Genomic DNA, 19454 nt, shown 5'->3' with positions numbered 1-19454 from the left:
GCCGTGCGCGCACGTTGCCGGACGCCGGTCTCCATCCCTGTTTCTCATCTGTCGATGCCCGCGCCGCGGGCCCAGCAGCTAGGTTGTGTGAGTGCAAAATCTCTTGACCGACCGCGAGCTTCTGCAAGCGCTTGCGGACGAGGTGGAACTGAATCTGCGTCGTCACATCGAAGCCGCAGACGGCTGGCAGCCGCACGACTACGTGCCGTGGGACAACGGCCGGAACTTCGGCTTCCTCGGCGGCATCGATTGGGAGCCGGAGCAATCCGAGCTCAGCGAGACCGCCAAGCTGGCGTTGACCGTCAGCGTGCTGATCGCCGACAACCTGCCCTCGTACCACCGTGAGATCGGCAAGTACCTGCGCACCGGTTCGTGGTGGCGCTGGGTCGGCCGGTGGACGGCCGAGGAAAACCGCCACGAGATCATGATCCGCAACTACCTCATGGTCACCCGCTCGGTCGATCCGATCGAGTTGGAGCGGTTGCGGATGGACCACATGACCAAGGGCTTCCGCCGTCCCGCGCTGCACCTGCTCGACGTGCTGGCCACCTGCGCGTTCGAGGAATCGGCCGCCGCGATCCGGCATCGCAACACCGCGGCCCTCGGCGAGAACAAGATGGTCACCGTCATGGCCGAGCGCATTGCGGCCGACGACGAGTTGCAGTCCGTCCTTTTCGCCAACCTGATCGCTGCCGCCTTCGACATCGCGCCCGACCAGACGATGCGTGCCATCGCCGACAGTGTGGCGAGCTTCCACGTGCCGACGGTGACGCTGCCCGACGGGCGCAGCAGCGACGACCTGCTGGCCGACGCAGGCATCTACGACCCGGCCAAGGAGGGCGAGCTGGTTTTCGCTCCGCTGCTGGCCCGGTGGAACGTGTTCGAACGGACCGATCTCGGTGACGAAGGCGAAAAGGCTCGTGCCGAGTCGCTTGCCTGATTCGGGCTGTCGCGGATAACGCGAATGAATTGCCGCCGGCCGGTGCACGGACACGTGCACCGGCCGGTTTTTTTTGTGGCGCTGAGGGGCTATTCGCTGCCGGACGCTTGCTGTCCGTCCTTCACCTTCGCCATCGACAACACGTCGAGTCGGCGGTCGAGTTCTTGCTCTGTCAGCTTTTCGTCGATGAGGCCACGGTCGATGACCGTCTGCCGAATCGTCTTACGCTGTTTCAGCGCCTCTTTCGCGACGGCAGCCGCCTCTTCGTAGCCGATCGCCGAATTCAGCGGCGTCACGATGGACGGGGACGATTCGGCCAGGGTGCGCAGGTGGTCCTCGTTCGCGACCAGGCCGCGGATGCACTTGTCGGCGAACAGCCGGGAGACATTGGCGAGCAAGCGGATCGACTCCAGCAGATTGCGTGCCATCACCGGGATGTAGACGTTCAGTTCGAACGCACCGCTCGCGCCGGAGAACGCGACGGTCGCGTCGTTGCCGATCACCTGCGCGGCGACCTGCGTAACCGCCTCGGGCAGCACCGGATTCACCTTGCCCGGCATGATCGAGCTGCCGGGCTGCAGATCGGGCAGCTGCAGTTCACCGAGGCCGGTGAGCGGGCCGGAACCCATCCAGCGGATATCGTTGGCGATCTTGGTGAGACTGACCGCGACAGTGCGCAGCGCGCCGGAAGCCTCGACCAGGCCATCGCGCGCGGCCTGCGCCTCGAAGTGATCCTCCGCCTCCGACAGTGCATCGAGGCCGGTCGAGCGCACCAGTTCCGCAACGACTTTCGTGCCGAAACCGTCCGGTGCATTGAGGCCGGTGCCGACCGCGGTGCCGCCGATGGGCAGCTCACCCAAGCGCGGCAACACCGCCATGATGCGCTCGATGCCCGCCGCGACCTGGCGGGTGTAGCCGCCGAATTCCTGGCCGAGGGTGACCGGTACCGCGTCCATCAGATGGGTGCGCCCGGACTTCACCACCGTGCGCCATTCGGTCGACTTGTCCAGCAGCGCAAGCCGCAAATGATCCAGCGCCGGAATCAGATCTTTGATGGCGCCCTCGGTGGCGGCCAGATGCGTTGCGGTGGGGAAGGTGTCGTTGGACGACTGGGACATGTTCACGTCGTCGTTGGGGTGCACGATGACGCCGTTGGCCTTGGCGATCGAGGCGATCACCTCGTTGGCGTTCATATTCGAGCTGGTGCCGGAACCGGTCTGGAAGACATCGATCGGGAACTGGTCGTCATGCTTGCCCTCGGCGATCTCCACGGCCGCGGCGATGATCGCGTCGGCCTTGGTGGCATCGAGCAGACCCAGATCGCGGTTCACCTCGGCGCACGCTGCCTTCAACAGGCCGAGCGCGCGAATCTGCGCACGCTCCAGGCCGCGTCCGCTGATCGGAAAGTTCTCCACGGCCCGTTGGGTTTGCGCCCGCCACAACGCGTGCACGGGGACGCGGACCTCGCCCATGGTGTCGTGTTCGATGCGGTACTGCGTCTCCTCGGTCGTCATAAATCGACCCTAGCTGTGTTTGATTTGCAGCGCCTTCGGCGCTGCGTGTTCGCGGCCCCCTTAGGCTCGCGTCCGAGCGGCCGAGACTCGCGCCTGCGGCGCATGCGCTTCGGCCGCTCGGACGCGAGCCGGGCCGCGAACTCTAGTGCTCGGTCTCGCTGCGCTCGGAAGACATCATCGTGCCGAGTGGGGGCGTTGGTAGCTGGACTTGCGACTTTGGTCGATGCGCGTCAGTTGTTCTGGAGGTGGGACGGGCCGCGAACGCTGGCGTTCGGGCTTGCTGCGCTCGGAAAGGTGTCATCGTGCCGAGTGGGGGCGTTGGTCGCTGGACTTGCGACTTTGGTCGATGCGCGTCGGCTGTTCTGGAGGTAGGACGGGCCGCGAACGCTGGTGCTGGGTCTTGCTGCGCTCGGAAAGGTGTCATCGTGCCGAGTGGGGGCGTTGGCAGCTGAGTTTGCGACTTTGGTCGATGCCGTCGGTTGTTGTGAGGGGTGGGACGCGCCGAGAACGCTGGTGCTGGGTCTCGCTGCGCTCGGAAGGTGTCATCGTGCCGAGAGGGTGGGGTGGTTGTGCGGCGATTTCGGGTCGGCCGTGTGCGCAGGGCGAATGCGACTGGACCGCCGACCACATGGGGGAGTGGTCGACGGTCCAGGGGTGATCGAAGTCAGCCGCCCGTTACGGTAGCGGGGGGATTGCGTCCTCGTCGCCGATGAAGTCGACCGAGGAGTATTCGCGCAGCTTGGTGAGGCGGTGGTACGCGTCGATCATGCGGACGGTGCCCGACTTGGAGCGCATGACGATCGACTGGGTGGATGCGCCGCCGCCGTAGTAGCGGACGCCGCGCAGCAGGTCGCCGTCGGTGACGCCGGTGGCGCAGAAGAAGACGTTGTCGCCTGCCACCAGATCCTCGGTGGTCAGCACCCGGTCCAGATCGTGTCCGGCGTCGAGCGCCTTCTGCCGCTCGGCGTCGTCGGTGGGCGCGAGCATGCCCTGTAGTTCACCGCCCATACAGCGCATGGCGGCGGCGGCGATGATGCCCTCGGGGGTGCCGCCGATGCCGACCAGGATGTCGGTTCCGGAATCGGGTCGCGCGGCGGCAATGGCGCCCGCGACGTCGCCGTCGGAGATCAGCCGGATACGAGCGCCCGCGTCGCGGACCTCCTGGATCAGCTCGGCGTGCCGAGGCCGGTCCAGGATGCACACGGTCAGGTCGGACTTCAGGAGGCCCTTGGCCTTCGCGACCCTGCGGATGTTCTCGCCGATCGGTGCGGAGATATCGATCACGTGGGCGGCGTCGGGGCCGACCGCGATCTTGCGCATGTAGAACACCGCGGACGGATCGAACATCGCGCCGCGATCGGCGACCGCGAGCACGGCGATGGCGCCCGGCGAGCCCTTCGACATCAGTGTGGTGCCGTCAACCGGGTCGACCGCGAAGTCCACCTCGGGACCGGTGCCGTCGCCGACCAGCTCACCGTTGTACAGCATCGGCGCTTCGTCCTTCTCGCCCTCGCCGATGACCACCACGCCGCGCATGGAAACGGAGCTGACCAGCTGCCGCATGGCGTCGACGGCCGCGCCGTCGCCACCCTCCTTGTCACCACGGCCGACCCAGCGACCCGCGGCCATCGCACCGGCCTCGGTGACCCGGACCAGTTCGAGCGCGAGGTTGCGGTCCGGCGCCTCGCGGCGGCTGGGTGCGGGCGAAGATGCCGTCATTACGGTGTGCCTCCTACGGTCGTTGCTAGGAGTGATTGTCTCAGAAGCGTGGACGTTCCCGATCAGGTACACCCGTACCGGCCCCGGGCCACCTGTGGTCGAGCCTGCTGGGTGGTGCGTGGATACTGGGAGCGTGTCGTACCAAAAGCCGCGCATTCTCAACGACTACCGGGATCTGCTCTGGTCGCTGCTCCCGTTGGTGCTGATCGCCGTGGTTTTCGCCGGGTTGGCAAGCCAGTGCAGTTTCGCGGCCAAGGGCCCGACGCAAGGGCAGATCCCGCACTTCGACGTCACCGCCGCGCTGACCGCGGACGCCCGCACCCTGCCCTTCCCGATCCGGAATCCGAGCCTGCCCGCGGGTTGGACGCCCAACTCCGGCAGCCGCGACACCATCACGAGCAACGGCGGCGGACCGGTCAGCACAGTGGGGTACCTCACCCCGCAGGGCACCTACATGCGCATGAGCCAGAGCAGTGCGACCGAGGAGTCGCTGTCCCGTTTCGTGCTGGGCTCGCGCTACGCCAGCGGCGCCGAACAGGTCGGCGACCAGAAGTGGGTCGTCTACGCCGAGCCCGGTGAAGAGTCGGCGTGGATCGCCGATCTCGGTCGGTCGCGCGTGCTCGTCACCGGCGCGGGCAACGAGGCCGCTTTCCGGACACTGGCCGCTGCCGTCGCCGCCGCGGAGCCACTGAAGCGCTGAGCCATTGAGTCGCTGAGGTCACTGAGCATTGAGTCGCTGAGTTCGCTGAGCCATTGAGGCGCTGGGTTCGCTGAGCATTGAGGCGCTGAGCGCTGAGGCGCGGGGGTGCTGGAGCGCCGAGGCGTCACCCCCGCTGGTGTTGCTGGTAGTTGTGCACGTTGCCGCGAACCGAGTGTGGTCGCTACGGTTGCCGTGGCGCGAGATACGCGAGGACCGGGTCGGGCGGAGGTTGATGAATATGGCTGTCGGTAGCTGTCTTCCGCACGTCCGCATCCGGTCTGCTCGCTGCTGAATCTCGAATTCACTTGCCGGCCGGACTCTTCCGATAGTCAGGAGTGTCCCCATGTCTCGCCATTTCTCGACCGCCGATTCCGACTTGATCACCGATCGCCTCATGCTGCGATCGTGGACCGCCGATGAGGTGGCCGCCGTACTGGACGGCCGCCGACTCGCCCACTGGGCCGAGGACTTCCCCGCCGAGGGCGACCGCGTCATCGTCTCCCTCGTCGCGGAGCATCCCGGCTGGTTGACCGAGTACGGCCACCGCCAGATCATCGAATGCGAAACCGGCCTCGTCGTCGGCTCGCTCGGCCTGTTCTGGCCGCCGGTGGACGGTGCGCTGGAGATCGGATACGGCGTCGTCGGCTCGCGGCAGGGTCGCGGGTACGCGACCGAGTCGACCAGCGCCCTCGCCGAATTCGCGCTGACCACAACAGAAGTGCACACCGTATACGCGAATGTGGAGCTGTCGAACCCGGCCTCGATTCGCGTGCTGGAGAAGGCCGGATTCCAGCACTGGGGTACAGCAGACGATAAGGCCCGCTTCCGCATTATCGCGGCGGACTGATCGCTGAGACCGGCGTGTGGGGCGGGTGTGCACCACTCGAACCGCGCGCCGGTCGCGCTGCCCGGTGCACACCGGATGGCGAGGGTGGGCCGACGATGCGGGGAGTGCGGGTCGAGCGGGAACGGCCCGTCAGCGGTGGTTCACCACGTTGACGATGGTGCCGCTCGGGTCGCGGACGAAAAAGCGGCGCACGCCCCATGGTTCGTCGCGCAGTGCGTACACGATGTCGGCGCCCGCGGCGACCATATCGTCGTGCACGGCATCGACATCGTCGACCTCGACGCTCATATCGGGTTGCCGCTGTTCGGCTTCCGGGCCGACGAGCAAGACCTGGGCGGTCGGGTTGGAGGGCGAGGCCATCGTCACCACCCAGCCGAGATCCATCGCCTCTTCGAAGCCGAGCAGCTTGTAGAACTCGCGGCTGCTCTCCATGTCGTCGGTGCGGATGTCGGGGGTGGCGCGACGAATGGTCATTACTGCTCCTCGGGCTTATTCGGACTCGGCCTCGGATCGGGACAAAGCGTCCTCGACGCGCTTGCGTGCGCCGGCGAGATGTTCCTCGCAGCGGTTGGCGAGTGCCTCGCCGCGCTCCCACAGCGCGAGCGAATCGTCGAGGTCCATACCGCCCTGCTCGAGCATTTTCACGACGTTGACCAGTTCGTCGCGGGCGCGTTCATAGCCGAAGGTGGCGATCTCGGCCAGCTCGGTGTCGGCGTCCTTGCCGGAGTCGGCCACGGTCATTTCCTCCCTGCTTCGGTGTTTTCGGTGGGCTCGGCGCCCACTGTTCGGGTGCCGAGCTGTTGGGTGCCGAGCGCGGCGGCGGTCACGGCGCCGTCGGCGACGCGGATACGCAGCTGACTGCCCGCGGGCGCGTCGTCGATCGAGCGCACTACATGCCGCTCCTTGCCGTTCACGCGCTGCACGACAGCGTAGCCACGGGCCAGCGTCGCGGCCGGGCCTACCGCGGTCAACTTCTCGCGTAGATGGCGCGTTGCCGTGGCTTCGGTGCGGATCAGATGTTCGGCGGTGCGCCTGGTGGCAGTGCGCAGTCGTTCGACTTCTTCGTAGCGGCGTTCGAGTTCGCGCAGTGGATCGGCGAGTACCGGCCGGGAACGCAGCTGCACCAGCGCCCTGGTTTCGCGGTCGACCCAGCCGCGCAGCGCGGCAGCCGAGCGGGCTCGCATATCGCGCACACCGGCCAGCTCGGCGGCGGCATCGGGCACGATGCGCTTGGCGGCGTCGGTGGGGGTGGCCGCGCGCAGGTCGGCGACCAGATCACTGAGCGGGTTGTCGGGTTCGTGGCCGATTGCGCTGACGATCGGGGTGGTCGCGGCGACGATCGCGCGGCACAGGGCCTCGTCGGAGAAGGCCAGCAGATCCTCGACGCTGCCGCCGCCGCGGGCGAGCACAATCACCTCGACGGCTGGGTCGCGGTCGAGCTCGGCCAGCGCCTCCAGCATTTGCGGCACCGCGGTCGGGCCCTGCACCGCGGTATTGCGGATCTCGAAATGCACTGCGGGCCAACGATTGCGGGCCACGGTGAGGACATCTCGCTCGGCGGCGCTGGCCCGGCCGGTGATGAGCCCGACGGTCTTGGGCAGGAATGGGATCGGTCGCTTCAGCCGGGGATCGAACAGGCCCTCGGCGGCGAGCAGCGCCTTCAGGCGTTCGATGCGGGCCAGCAGCTCACCGATGCCGACCGGGCGAATCTCGATGACGCGCAACGACACTGTGCCGCGGCCGGTGAAGAACGAAAGCTTGCCGTAGACCACCACCCTGCTGCCTTCTTGCAGCGGGACAGGCGATGTGCGGATCAGGTCGGGGTCGCAGGTCACCGACAACGACATGTCGGCGGAGGGATCGCGCAAAACCAGGAACGCGGTGCGGGTGCCGGGGCGCAGATTGATCTGGGTGATCTGGCCCTCGACCCAGATACTGCCGAGCCGATCGATCCATTGCGCGACCTTGATGGCCACCGAACGCACCGGCCACGGTTGCTCGGCGGAATTGGCCGGCGTGGCTTTGGCCGAATCGGCCGGACGGTCGGGTTGGCCGGAGGACACCCGGCCAACCGTCGACGAAGACGTCGGGGGTTCGGTCACTGGGCCCGCACGGTGGCGATCCGGTTCGTCAGCATGGTGATGAACGGCGCGCGGGCGCGAGTCTGCTGCTCGTAATCCAGCAGCGCGGTCAGATCCTCGACGGTCAGCATGCGCAGGCGGGCACGTAGCTGGGCCAGGGTCATGTTGGCGTAGTCGTAGCGGGTGGCGACTTCCGGTTCGGTGATCTCCGGCTCCGGCTCGGGCTCGTCGGTGTCGGGGGCAGCGGTTTCCTGCTCGGCGGTTTCCGGTTCGATGAGGGTCTGCACGGCGGAGCTGTGGCCGTTGGACCGATATTCGGTGGGTTCCTCGGCGGTGTACAGGTCGAAACGGCTGGATCGTGCGGTGGCGGGGGTATCGGAGCCGAGGGTTTGCTCAGGTGCCGCGTCCTCGTCGAACGTGGCCCACTCGGGTTGTTCCACGGGGCTATTGGTGAACTGCTCGAAGACCGCGTCGCCCTTGAGAGCGAGGCTGGTCACGAACTGTTGGATGTGCATCGTGGTCTGCAACATCTGGCTGATCGCGGTGATCGGGAGATTCATTGCCGCCGTGGGTAGCCGACGGGTTTCTTCGATGGCATAAACGGCCGCACCGGCGGCGACGCGGGCCAGGAATGGTGGTCGGAACATGGTCCTAGCCTGCCCGAAGCGGGTTGTTATGCAAAGAACAGATGCGTATGTGTCACCGTCCGGCACCGTCATCCACCACCATTCCGGCCAATTCGTCCCAGACGGATGTCCGGACGTCACCCATATTGTTCCGCACCATGGCGTCGCGGCGGTGACCGGCCGCTGATCGATTCGTCCGGCGCACGTAAGCTGAACGGCATGTCTTCGGCCATATCCTTGAACCTCGGAATCGCCCGCTCGGCCGGTTCCGGATCTGCCGATGCCGACGGCGGAAAGCGAGTGCTACTCGCGGAGCCTCGTGGGTACTGCGCCGGCGTGGACCGCGCGGTGGAAACGGTGGAGAAGAGCCTAGAGAAGCACGGTGCGCCGATCTATGTGCGCAAGGAGATCGTGCACAACCGGCATGTCGTGGAAACACTGCGTGAGCAGGGCGTTGTCTTCGTCGACGAGACCGACGAGGTGCCGGAGGGCGCGGTCGTGGTGTTCTCGGCGCACGGTGTCTCGCCCGCGGTGCACGAGTCGGCGGCAGCCCGCAATCTGCACACCATCGATGCGACCTGCCCGTTGGTGACCAAGGTGCATCAGGAAGCCAAGCGCTTCGCCCGCGACGACTACGACATCCTGCTGATCGGCCACGAAGGCCACGAGGAAGTCGAGGGCACCGCGGGGGAGGCCCCCGACCATGTGCAGCTGGTGGACGGTCCCGATTCGGTGGATCGCGTCACAGTCCGCGACGAGTCCAAGGTCATCTGGCTGTCGCAGACCACGCTCAGCGTCGACGAGACGATGGAGACGGTCAAGCGGCTGCGCGAGCGGTTCCCCTCGCTGCAGGATCCGCCGAGCGACGACATCTGCTACGCCACCCAGAACCGTCAGGTCGCGGTCAAGGCGATGGCGCCGGAGTGCGATCTGGTGATCGTGGTCGGCTCGCGCAATTCGTCGAACTCGGTGCGGCTGGTCGAGGTGGCTCTCGGCGCCGGCGCCAAGGCTTCCTACCTGGTCGACTACGCCCGTGAAGTGGATCCGGCGTGGCTGGAGGGGGTGCGGACGGTCGGCATCACCTCCGGCGCTTCGGTGCCGGAAATCCTGGTCCGCGGTGTGCTGGACATGCTGGCCGAGCACGGCTTCGCCGATGTTCAGCCCGTCACCACCGCTAATGAGACGCTGGTGTTCGCGTTGCCGCGGGAGTTGCGCACCACTCGGAACTGAGCACTGTCGCACTGATCGCTGTTGCCCGGGGCCGTAATAGGCGCCCGGGCACGGTCGTAACTACAGGTTCTCCGGCTTGCGCCGTTCGGTCCTGCTCGAATCACGTTCGCGGTAGCGGACATTGGGCTGCGGATGCGGCGGCGGTAGCTCGGCGCGCCCACGAGCTCCCGACCTGCGGTTCGGCTCGGCGCCTGCGCGCGGCATCGCGGCAGTAGGCCGGGCGGGGCCACGGTTGCCGCGGGGATATTTTGCGGTGGGACGGTCGTCGGCCCCGGGTTCCGCGGCGGTGGCGGCCAGCCGCGGCGGCGTATCGGCCACTTGCCCGCCGGCGCGTTTGCGGATTCGCGGCGATGCTTCATCGGCGTCGAGGTCGTCGAGGTCGTCGGGTTCGGGCTCGGCGCGCTTGACCCGGCGGCGAGCGGATTCGGCCAGGGTGCCCGCGGACGTACCGGTCCGTGGGCGTTTCGGTGCGCTGCGGCCCCAGCTCGTGCCGCGCCTGGACTCGTCGGTGCGCTCGGAGGTTGCTTCGCGCCGGTGCAGCAGGATCCGGCCCGCGCCGATCGCTAGCACGAGCAGCGTGGCAATTGCCATCGTTGGGAACCTGTTCACCAACGGGATCGCCAGATTGAGCAGGATGTCCTTGATCGAGGTCGATTCGCGCCCGGTCAGTTGCTGATAGGCCAGCGGCACCGAAACGAACAGCAGCAGCGGCGGCAACACCATCGTGGTGAACAGGCCGCGGTAGCGCACGGCGAGTACCGCGATCACGCAGCCGACCACATACAGCGTGGCAAAGGTGCCGGTCAGCTCGCCGCCCTCGCCGCTGGCATCGATAAGGAACCCCAGAAACGTGCTGGCGACCGCGATCAGGACCGCTGCGCCGGCCGGGATGCCCGGGACCGACGGCAGGATCGAACGATGCGGCGCGGGCACCCGGGATTGCACACGTTGGGAAGCAGCCACGCTATGAACACTAACTGCCATCCCGCTCGGTGGCGTTACGGCACGTCCATTGTCCGGGCTAATCGTCGGCGTCGGCGAAGCCCACCGCGCGCGGCCAGGAATCCACACGATGGATTGCTGGCACCTCGCGTTCAGCTATTTCCAGGTCGTGCAATTTGCGTGCGGTGACCATCACCCGCGACTCCACGGATGCGACGGTGTAGTTGAAAGCGTCCACGGCCTTACCGAGTTGCGCGCCGAGCCGATCCAGATGCTTGCCGGTCATGCCGAGCCGGGCGTACAGCTCCCTACCCAATTGCTGAACGGTTGCCATATCTCGAGACAATGCCTCTTGACGCCAGCTGAACGCGACCGTGCGGAGCAAAGCGATCAATGTCGTCGGCGTTGCGAGGATCACGTTGCGGCCGAACGCGTGCTCCAGCAGTCCGGAATCCGTGGTCAGCGCGGCATCGAGGAAAGGGTCACCCGGCACGAACAAGACGACGAACTCCGGTGTCGGATCGAATGCCGTCCAATATGCCTTGTCGGCCAGCTGATCGATGTGGGAGCGCAGATGCTTGGCGTGCCTGCCGAGCAGTTCGGCGCGCACGTCGGGATCATCGGCCATGGTTGCGTCGAGATAGGCGGTGAACGGCACCTTGGCGTCCACGATGATCTGCCGGTTGCCCGCCAGGTGGACCACCAGGTCGGGTCGGACCATGGCGGTTCGTTCGGAAGTTCCGTCGCCGCGCGTGGCCTTGGTCACCTGGGTGTCGAAATCACAGTGCCTGCTCATGCCTGCCAGCTCGACCACCCGCTCCAATTGGATCTCGCCCCACCGCCCGCGCACCTGCGGCGCGCGCAACGCCGCGACGAGCTGACTGGTCTGGCTGGTGAGCTGATGCGAGGTGCGCTGCATGCCCGCAACCTGTTCGCGCAGGCTGGAATAGGCATTGATGCGATGATGCTCGACCTGCTGGATGTGCTGATTCAGCGCGCCGACCGCTTCGCGCAACGGATCGACCATGGCGCCGATGGCATGCGAATGCCTACGCGCCGCATCCTCATTGGCCGCAGTGAGCGACTGCCGTAGCAACCGTTCGTTATCGGCGGCCGCCGATAATCTCGCCTCCGCGGCCGTCGCCCGATGCCCCGCGCGCGCCGCATGCCCGAGCCAGCCGAGGCCGACCCCCGCGGCGAACACCAGCATCAGTGCGACGAGCATCGGTGCGGTCATAGCGCAGATAGTGCCGCACTCCACCGACAAGAAACGAATCCGCCGAGCTACCAGGCAGCAGCACCTCGCTAAACAGTCACGGAACCGCACGGACAGCGTGTGCAGATGCTTGCCGCGGCGAGCTCAGCAAACCACGCCGGGTGCGAGTGAAGCCCAGACCAGCAACACCCGAAACCACCGAGAACCGAGTCGCACAAGACCAAGCACCAGCCTCCGCGGCCCGTCCCACCTCCACAGCCGCAGCGCATCCACGAAGTCGCAAGCTCAGCTACCGACGCCCTCACTCGGCACGATGACACCTTCCGAGCGCAGCGAGATCGAGCACCAGCGTTCGCGGCGCGTCCCACCCCTCACAACAACCGACGCGCATCGACCAAAGTCGCAAGCTCAGCTACCGACGCCCCCACTCGGCACGATGACACCTTCCGAGCGCAGCGAGATCGAGCACTAGAGTTCGCGGCCCGTCTCGCTTCCGAGCGGCCGAAGCGCATGCGCCGAAGGCGCGAGTCTCGGCCGCTCGGAAGCGAGACCAAGGGGGCCGCGAACACGCCGCGCCGCAGGCGCGGCCAAAAATAATTGAGTCTGTCGGTGGGTTCGCCTACGGTTTCGCGGCATGCGGATGTTGCACACCTCGGACTGGCACATCGGCCGCACGTTCCATGGGGTCGACCTCCTAACCGACCAAGCTCGGTCGCTGGCTGCCATCGCCGACCTGGTGGTCGCGGAGTCGGTGGACGTCGTTGTGGTGCCGGGCGACGTGTACGACAGGTCCATCCCGAGCTCCGATGCGATTGCCGTGTGCAATCGAGGTTTCGAGGCCATCCGCGCGGCCGGAGCGCAGATCGTCGCGACCGCTGGCAACCATGATTCCCCCGCCCGCCTCGGCGCGGGAGCCAGTTTCGCGGCCGCGGGCGGCCTGTATCTGCGCACCACCGTCGCCGATGCCGACCGGCCGGTACTGCTGACCGACGGACACGGCGAGGTCGCCTTCTACGGGATCCCCTACCTGGAGCCGGAGATCACCCGTGCCGAACTCGGTGTGCCGCAGGCACGTTCGCATGCAGAGATCCTGGACGCAGCCATGGGCCGGATACGGGCCGATATCGCCGCGCGGCCGGGAACGCGCACGGTGGTGCTCGCGCACGCATTCGTCGTCGGTGGGGAAGCGACCGGCTCGGAGCGATCCATTTCGGTCGGTGGGGTGGAGACGGTGCCGATGTCGGCATTCGACGGCATCGACTACGTTGCCCTCGGTCACCTGCATTCGCCACAGTCCCTGTCGGAGTCGGTCCGTTACTCGGGTTCGCCGCTGCCGTACTCGTTCGCGGAGAACTCCCACCGCAAAGCCGTCTGGATCATCGATCTGGATGCCGAAGGGCTGCAATCGGTGCGCCGCCACGACCTGCCGTTGGTGCGCGGGCTGAGCAAGCTCACCGGCACTCTCGACGAACTGCTCGCCGACCCGGTGCACACCGCGGCCGAGGACCATTACGTCTCGGCCACCCTCACCGACCACGCGCGCCCCGTCGATGCGATGCGCAAGCTCCGCGAACGCTTCCCGCATGCCGTGCACGTGGAATGGTCACGCCCGGAGGGCAATCCGGAGCTGCGCTACCGTGAACGAGTGCACGGCCGCCGCGACACCGATGTAGCGCAGAGCTTCCTCGCCGATGTCCGTGGTGTGCCGACGGCGGGCGAAATGCAGTGGCTGGAACGAGCTCTCGCCGCGGCGGTCACCGAACCGGACGCGGTTACGGCGACGAGCGGCACGATCCAGGAATTGTCCGCGTGAGCACGGACGCTCGCGCCGGTGGGGTGCGATCCGGGCCACCGCTTCGCGTGTCGGACGCGGATGGGGTGACCTCGGGTGGCGCGGAACCAACGTGGCCGGGCTCGAGGTTGCCGGCCTGCGGTGACCACCGGCTCCGCTCCGCGATACATCAGTCTGCGCTGCCGGGCGTCGGGGCCGTCGCGTGAGACTGCACCGGCTCGAGATGACCGCGTTCGGCCCGTTCGCCGAAACAACAGTCGTCGACTTCGACGCGCTCGGCGCGGACGGGTTGTTCCTGCTGCACGGCCAGACCGGTGCGGGCAAAACCACCGTGCTGGATGCGATCGCGTTCGCGCTGTACAACAAGGTGCCCGGTGCACGCGGCGAGGGAAAGCGGTTGCATTCCGATCATGCGCCCGAGCAGACGCCGCCGCGCGTGGTTTTGGAGGCGACGCTCGGCGGGCGGCGAGTGCGGTTGACGCGCACCGCAGAGTTCGAGCGGCCCAAGGTGCGTGGCAGCGGCGTCCGTACCGAACAGGCCAAAGCGACGTTGGAATGGTTGGACGGGCAGGGCCAGAACCTCTCTCGCATACCGGATATCGGCGAGGAAATCGTCCGATTGCTCGGTATGAGTGCCGAACAATTCTTCCAGGTGGTGTTGCTGCCGCAGGGTGATTTCGCGCGATTCCTGCGGTCGGACAACGAGGATCGCGAGAAGCTGCTCGAAAAGCTCTTCGACACCGAACGATTCGGCACGGCCGAGCAGTGGCTGGCCGACAAGCGTCGAGCGTCGGCCGCCGAGGTCGAGGCGAGCAAGGACGGGATCAATCAACTGATCGCCGAGATTCGAGGTGCGGTGGGACTCGGCCGCGCCGAATCCGTCGAGACGCTGGAGGCGGTGTCGTGGTCGCAGGATCTGCTCGCCACCGCCCGTGCCGAACTGGCGGCTGCCGCAGCGGAATCCGAAGGTAGGCAACAAGATTCGGTGCGTGTGCGAACGCTCGCCGAGCAGCAGCGCAGGGTGCACGAGCTGCGCCGCCGGATGGCAGTCGCCCGACAACAGCTCGACGAGTACACCAGCGCTGCCGTGCACCGCGCTGATCTGCAAGCCGAACTCGAATCAGCTCGTCGCGCAGCGCCGGTCGACGAGGCGATCGGCGAGGCTCGTGCCGCCGTCATGCACGCGCGCCGCAAGGCCGACGAATCTCAGCGCGTCGCCGCGCGACTGGCCGGCCTGCTCGTCGAACCGGCGGCTGCCGATATCGCTGGGATCGACCTGATTGCCATCGAGGCCGGTGCCGACGCGTCCCCGATCGTCGGCGCAGATGCCGATATCGATGCGGCCATTCGGCGGTGGAGCGGTCAGATCGGCGCGCTCGACGAGGTCGGCGCCGACGCAGCCATAGCGACCACGCTGACCACTGAACTGTCCGGCCTGCACGACGAGGCCGCCACGCTGACCGCCCGGGTCTGCGAGCTGACTCGGCTGCGCGAAGAGCTCCCTGGATCAATCGTCACCACCGAGGGCAGGCTGCGCGAGGCCACCGAGGCCGCGGCTTCGCTGCCCGGGCTGTCCGCCGAATGCGAACGCCTGCAGATCGCGGCGGCCGCCGCCGTCGAGATCGCCGGACACAGAAGCGCTCTCGACCGTGCGCGAATCGAATTCGAGTCGAACCGCACCGCGCACAACGACGCCAAGGAACGGGTGCTGGACCTGCGTGAGCGCCGGCTGGCGGGGATGGCCGCCGAACTTGCCGGACAGCTCTCGGAGGGACAGCCGTGCACGGTGTGCGGCTCCGCCGACCATCCCGCGCCCGCCCGGCCGGCTGCCAGCGCCGTATCCAAGGATGCCGAGGATGCCGCGGCCGCAGCGGAACGCGCCGCCGAGGACGCCCGCGACCGCGTGCTGTCGCACATCACCACCTTGGAACGCGACATCGAGGCGCTGATCGCGCGCGGCGGCGATGCCGACCGAGTCGAACTGGCCGCCACGCTGCGCGCTGCCACCGATCGCTACGAGGACGCCGCCGAACTTGCGGGCCGGTCCGAGGGCCTCACGGCCGAGCTGTCCTGCCTGCGGGCCGATGAACTGCGCCTGCACGAGGAACTCCGCCGATCCGACACCCGCCGGAGCACGGTCGCCGCAGGCATCTCGGCCACGACCACCCGCCTCGCCGAACTCACCGCCCGGCTGCGCGCTGCCGCCGGTGCTGACGAGACGATTGATCGCCGCCGCGCCCGCCTGCATACTCTGATCGCCGACGCCACCGCGCTGCGCGACGCGCGCCAGGACGCCGCGACTGCCGCCGAACAGGTGGCCGCAGTCGCCGACCGCGTCGAAAGTCTCGCAATAGCAGCGGGTTTCGCAGTGGCCGGAGAATCGTCGGATCCGCGGCCGGGCGTCGTCGACACCGACAGTTCGGCTGCAGATAGCGAACCGGTCGATGCACGTGCGCTCGGTACGGGATCCGAATCAGCCGTCGTGCGGCGCGACGACGTGGCCATGCTGACCGCCTACGCGCGGGTGGTGACGGCGGCCGCGCGCACGGCGCAGCGGCAAGCCGAGATCGAAGCCGAGCTGGTGACCGCAGACCGGGCTCGTGCCCACGCGGAAGCCGTTCTCGCGGAACCGGATATCCAAGCGGCGGCCAGGGCCGAACCCGGCGATCTCGCGGAGCTGGAGGCGTTGGTGACCGCCACGCAGGCCGAGCTGAACGTCGCCGTGGCCGCGCACGCGGAGGCGTCACGTCGGGTGAGCCAGTTGGAGCGTCTCGGCGGTCAGCTGTGGGCTGCGGTGGAGCGCATCGCCCCCGTGCAGCGTGCCCACGAGGAACTCGCCGCGCTGGCCGAGGTGGTCGCCGGCAGGGGCGAGAACAACCGTCGAATGTCCTTGCGCTCCTACGTGCTCGCCGCTCGCCTCGAGGAGGTCGCGCTGGCCGGATCGGTCCGGCTGCGCCGAATGTCGGGTGGCCGCTACGAATTCGTCCACTCCGACAAGGCCGGCCCGCGTGGCCGTCGCGGCGGCCTCGGTCTCGATATCCGTGACGACTACACCGGCGCTGTTCGTCCCGCGAAAACTCTCTCCGGTGGCGAAACCTTCATGGCCTCACTGTCATTGGCGCTCGGTCTGGCGGACACGGTCGCCGCCGAGTCGGGCGGCCTGGTCCTGGACACCCTCTTCATCGACGAAGGTTTCGGTGGCCTCGACGCCGACACGCTCGATGCTGTGATGGGCGTATTGGACGAACTCCGTGACGGCGGCCGGGTAGTCGGTGTGGTCAGCCATGTCGACGAAATGCGCCAACGCATCCCGAGCCGCCTGCACGTCCTGCGTGGCCGCGCAGGCTCCCGCCTCGAAACTACTGTCGCCTGATTCTTTCTCGGCACCGGCGACGAGCTCAGCCATCGGCCACCACGGCACCGCCTTGTTCGCCGCCGCGATGTTTCGCCGACAGAGTGCAGGAAACGCCGATATCGGCCACGGCGTTCGGCTGTCAGGAATTCGGGTCGGTCCGCAGACTGCTCAGTCCCAGCTGATGCGTGGGGCTTTCGTGGTCGAGCAGCCAGCGCTTCACCTCCAGTCCCCAGCGGAAGCCGCCGAGAGCGCCACCGATGCGGAAGATGCGATGGCAGGGGACGAAGAGGGCGGCGGCGTTGCGAGCGCAGGCGTTGGCGGCCGCGCGGGTGGCGTTGGGGCGGCCGGAGATCACGGCATAGTCGGTGTAGGTGATCGGGCTCCCCGCGGGGACGGTCCGCAGCACTTCCCACGCGTGTACGAGGAATTCGCCGGATTGCTGGCGGACGGGAATGTCGTCGATCGCCGTCAGATCACCGTCGTGATAGGTGGTGATCGCTCGGGTCACCTCGCCGAGCGAATCACGGTGGCGCAGTTCGGCGGGCCGCAGGCTCGGGTGGATCAGCCCGCGCAGGTTCTCGGCGTCGGCGGTCCAGCCGGAGGCCAATACCGCCCCGTCGGCGTCCACCAGTGCCGTGAATGGGCCGATCGGCGTTTCGGTGATTGCGAAATCAGCTGTGGTGGTTGCTGTTTGGACAGTATCGCGGGGAATTGCAATCGCAGCGGTCACGATCGGGCACTCGCTTTCGAGTTGGCAGGGGTGATCAGGAGTTGGTGCGTGGCTTCGAACGAGCCGCCGCCTTGGTGCCACGGCCCGCCAGTGCCGTCTTCCACAGGTGCATGGACAGATACGAACGCCACGGCGCCCAGCGGGAGGTGTCGGTGAGGTCGAGGCCGAGCAGGCCGGCGCCCTGCCGTACCACCAGGTCGGTATCGAGCAGGATGTCCGGGTCGGCGAGCAGGCGCATGGTGACGTAGTCGGCGGTCCACGGTCCGACACCGTCGAGGCCTATGAGTTCGCGGCGCAAATCCGTTGCGGTGCGGCCTTGGTGCAGCACTAGCTCGCCTGCGGCGAGTGCCTCGGCGACGCCGATGATCGAGCGGACACGCCGCGCAGGGCCGGTCAGTACCTCCGCGCCGCGTTCGGCGATCGCGTCGGGAGTCGGGAAGAGCAACGGCACCGGTCCATCCACGCGCTCGCCGAGTGCCTCGACCAACCGCGCGGTGTGGGTGGCGGCCGCGGAGACCGAGATCTGTTGCCCGATCATGGTGCGTAGCAACAACTCCGGTCCATCCAGGCAGCCGGGCACCCGGATTCCCGGTGTGAAGGCAGGCTGACTGTGCTCGGTGGTGCGTACGGTCACTCCGATATTGAACGGGTGCTGTGCGGGTGCGGTCCCCGCGTCGGGCAGGTCGGCGCCGTCGGGTATGAACTCCGCAGCGTCGCGGCGGTGTGCTGTCGCTCGTCGCGAGGCCACCGTTTCGTAGTCCAACCGGGTCACCCGGCTCGGCTCCGTCGGCGGAGCAGCGGGACCGACACCGAGCGCCTCATCGATGCCGACCGGGTCGGCGTCCAGATCCAGCAGATGGCGCACTCGCGCGACAGTCGGGGCCAGGTCACGCATATCGTGCAGCGCCAGTTCGGCGCGCACATGGTCGCTTTGGAAGCTCAGCCGGATCGTTGCGTGCCCGTGCGGCGTGCGCAGGTTTCTCGTGTAGGCGCGGTCCTCCCACAGCTCCATCCCGGGGGCCACATGTGAAGACAGGAACCACTCCAGCCACGCCCGATCCAGCGGCTCCCGGTAGGGCAACCGCAGTGTCAGCGAACCATTCGTCGGCGCGACCACCTGACCGTTCCCCGAACGCGTCACCCGCTGGGCCTCGGTGCGCATGGTGGTGGGGCTGACCGCGAACACTTCGCGCACGGTGTCGTTGAACTGACGGATACTGGCGAATCCGGCGGCAAAGGCGATGTCGGACATCGGCATGCTCGTGGTCTGGATCAGCAGCCGGGCCGTGTGTGCGCGGTGCGCTCGCGCCAAGGCCAGCGGCCCGGCGCCGAGCTCGGTGGTGAGCACCCGGGTGAGCTGGCGTTGCGAGTAGCCGAGCGTCGCGGCAAGCGCGGGCACCCCGCCGCGTTCGATGACGCCGTCACCGATGAGCCGCATCGCTCGGGCGGCCAGATCGGCGCGGGTGTTCCAGAGCGGCGATCCCGGCGCGGCATCGGGCAGACAGCGGCGGCATGCGCGATATCCGGCCTGCTGTGCTGCCGCGGCCGTCGGCAGGAACGTCACATTGGTCGGCTTCGGCGTGATCGCCGGACACGAAGGGCGGCAATAGATTCCGGTGGTGCGCACCGCCGTGAAGAACTGGCCGTCGAATCGTGGGTCCTTGGTGGACACCGCTCGATAGCAGCGCTCGAAATCCAATGCCGTGATCGTCACCCCAACCACAATGGCAGCAACCCTCGTTGTGCGCTAGCGGAAATCCGC

General features: G+C 67.5%; 16 protein-coding genes. 6 read left to right on the top strand and 10 right to left on the bottom strand.

Annotated features, from left to right (window positions below; translation table 11 throughout):
• Positions 1–91 precede the first annotated feature (91 nt).
• A complete protein-coding gene (locus OHA42_RS37065) occupies positions 92–940 on the top strand; it encodes an acyl-ACP desaturase (RefSeq protein WP_406232912.1) in 849 nt (282 codons plus the stop codon).
• 89 nt (positions 941–1029) lie between these two features.
• On the opposite strand, the gene OHA42_RS37060 is transcribed toward OHA42_RS37065, so the two are convergent.
• Positions 1030–2454: a class II fumarate hydratase gene (locus OHA42_RS37060; RefSeq protein WP_406232910.1), complete on the bottom strand. Its 1425-nt coding sequence runs from the start codon at positions 2452–2454 to the stop codon at positions 1030–1032.
• A 675-nt stretch (positions 2455–3129) separates the two neighbouring features.
• Positions 3130–4173, bottom strand: a complete 1044-nt coding sequence (gene glpX / locus OHA42_RS37055; protein ID WP_328405878.1) for a class II fructose-bisphosphatase — start codon at positions 4171–4173, stop codon at positions 3130–3132.
• 133 nt (positions 4174–4306) lie between these two features.
• Between glpX and OHA42_RS37050 the strand changes: the two genes are divergently transcribed.
• On the top strand, positions 4307–4873 hold the full coding sequence (locus OHA42_RS37050; protein ID WP_328405875.1) for a DUF4245 domain-containing protein: 567 nt from the start codon (positions 4307–4309) through the stop codon (positions 4871–4873).
• 343 nt (positions 4874–5216) lie between these two features.
• Positions 5217–5720 (top strand): GNAT family N-acetyltransferase, encoded by a 504-nt coding sequence (locus OHA42_RS37045; protein WP_406232907.1) that lies wholly within the window; start codon positions 5217–5219, stop codon positions 5718–5720.
• Between the two features lie 129 nt (positions 5721–5849).
• Here OHA42_RS37045 and OHA42_RS37040 read toward each other — a convergent pair whose 3' ends face one another.
• The 4 genes from OHA42_RS37040 to OHA42_RS37025 are packed head-to-tail and all read right to left on the bottom strand — an operon-like array spanning position 5850 to position 8448.
• A complete protein-coding gene (locus OHA42_RS37040) occupies positions 5850–6194 on the bottom strand; it encodes a VOC family protein (RefSeq protein ID WP_406232905.1) in 345 nt (114 codons plus the stop codon).
• 15 nt (positions 6195–6209) lie between these two features.
• The gene (locus OHA42_RS37035) at positions 6210–6461 is read right to left on the bottom strand and encodes an exodeoxyribonuclease VII small subunit (RefSeq protein ID WP_328405868.1); all 252 of its coding nucleotides are present in this window, start codon (positions 6459–6461) and stop codon (positions 6210–6212) included.
• The gene (xseA, locus tag OHA42_RS37030) at positions 6458–7783 is read right to left on the bottom strand and encodes an exodeoxyribonuclease VII large subunit (RefSeq protein WP_406232904.1); all 1326 of its coding nucleotides are present in this window, start codon (positions 7781–7783) and stop codon (positions 6458–6460) included. Before xseA ends, OHA42_RS37035 begins: the two co-directional genes overlap by 4 nt.
• 35 nt (positions 7784–7818) lie before the next feature.
• The gene (locus tag OHA42_RS37025) at positions 7819–8448 is read right to left on the bottom strand and encodes a lipid droplet-associated protein (protein WP_406232902.1); all 630 of its coding nucleotides are present in this window, start codon (positions 8446–8448) and stop codon (positions 7819–7821) included.
• Between the two features lie 198 nt (positions 8449–8646).
• On the opposite strand from OHA42_RS37025, the gene OHA42_RS37020 reads away from it, so the two are divergent.
• Positions 8647–9657: a 4-hydroxy-3-methylbut-2-enyl diphosphate reductase gene (locus OHA42_RS37020; RefSeq protein ID WP_328405862.1), complete on the top strand. Its 1011-nt coding sequence runs from the start codon at positions 8647–8649 to the stop codon at positions 9655–9657.
• Between the two features lie 60 nt (positions 9658–9717).
• Here OHA42_RS37020 and OHA42_RS37015 read toward each other — a convergent pair whose 3' ends face one another.
• Both OHA42_RS37015 and OHA42_RS37010 read right to left on the bottom strand, forming a co-directional pair.
• Positions 9718–10620: a DUF6542 domain-containing protein gene (locus OHA42_RS37015; protein ID WP_406232900.1), complete on the bottom strand. Its 903-nt coding sequence runs from the start codon at positions 10618–10620 to the stop codon at positions 9718–9720.
• A 58-nt stretch (positions 10621–10678) separates the two neighbouring features.
• Complete coding sequence (locus tag OHA42_RS37010) at positions 10679–11836, bottom strand: DNA recombination protein RmuC (RefSeq protein ID WP_406232899.1); 1158 nt, start codon at positions 11834–11836, stop codon at positions 10679–10681.
• A 613-nt stretch (positions 11837–12449) separates the two neighbouring features.
• Here OHA42_RS37010 and OHA42_RS37005 point away from each other — a divergent pair.
• The gene (locus tag OHA42_RS37005) at positions 12450–13628 is read left to right on the top strand and encodes an exonuclease SbcCD subunit D (RefSeq protein ID WP_406232897.1); all 1179 of its coding nucleotides are present in this window, start codon (positions 12450–12452) and stop codon (positions 13626–13628) included.
• Between the two features lie 181 nt (positions 13629–13809).
• Positions 13810–16980: an AAA family ATPase gene (locus tag OHA42_RS37000; RefSeq protein ID WP_406232895.1), complete on the top strand. Its 3171-nt coding sequence runs from the start codon at positions 13810–13812 to the stop codon at positions 16978–16980.
• A 121-nt stretch (positions 16981–17101) separates the two neighbouring features.
• On the opposite strand, the gene OHA42_RS36995 is transcribed toward OHA42_RS37000, so the two are convergent.
• Together OHA42_RS36995 and OHA42_RS36990 are read right to left on the bottom strand one after the other, a co-directional pair.
• Positions 17102–17692: a methylated-DNA--[protein]-cysteine S-methyltransferase gene (locus OHA42_RS36995; RefSeq protein WP_406232893.1), complete on the bottom strand. Its 591-nt coding sequence runs from the start codon at positions 17690–17692 to the stop codon at positions 17102–17104.
• A gap of 34 nt (positions 17693–17726) precedes the next feature.
• The gene (locus OHA42_RS36990) at positions 17727–19406 is read right to left on the bottom strand and encodes a DNA-3-methyladenine glycosylase 2 family protein (RefSeq protein ID WP_406232891.1); all 1680 of its coding nucleotides are present in this window, start codon (positions 19404–19406) and stop codon (positions 17727–17729) included.
• Positions 19407–19454: the final 48 nt, after the last annotated feature.

This window comes from Nocardia sp. NBC_01009, assembly GCF_045208035.1.
In the GTDB taxonomy this organism is placed as follows: domain Bacteria; phylum Actinomycetota; class Actinomycetes; order Mycobacteriales; family Mycobacteriaceae; genus Nocardia.
The sequence above is the reverse complement of the archived record's forward strand: the minus strand, read 5'-3'. Positions and strand labels throughout refer to the sequence as shown.